Annotated in this window: 1 pseudogene; it reads right to left on the minus strand. The window is 57.8% G+C overall.

What is annotated here, in order from left to right:
• Positions 1-218: pseudogene (locus FDX22_RS20290) on the minus strand (methyl-accepting chemotaxis protein); the annotation flags it as partial.

Below are 218 nucleotides of genomic sequence, written 5' to 3' on the forward strand. Positions count from 1 at the left end.
CCATACTGGCTGCCGTTTGCGCCAGCGATGCCGCCTGCTGTTCAGTTCGCGAGGACAGGTCGTTATTACCCATCGCGATTTCCGAGATCCCGGTATGCATTGCCGAGCTCCCCTGGCGTACCTCACTGACCGTCTCACGCAGTGCCTGTTGCATCGCTTTCAGGCTGGCAAAAATGGCTGAAATCTCATTACGCCCATAAACCGCTATCGGTCGCGCC

Origin of the sequence: Citrobacter sp. TBCS-14, assembly GCF_005280805.1 — a bacterium.
Taxonomy (GTDB): domain Bacteria; phylum Pseudomonadota; class Gammaproteobacteria; order Enterobacterales; family Enterobacteriaceae; genus Citrobacter; species Citrobacter gillenii.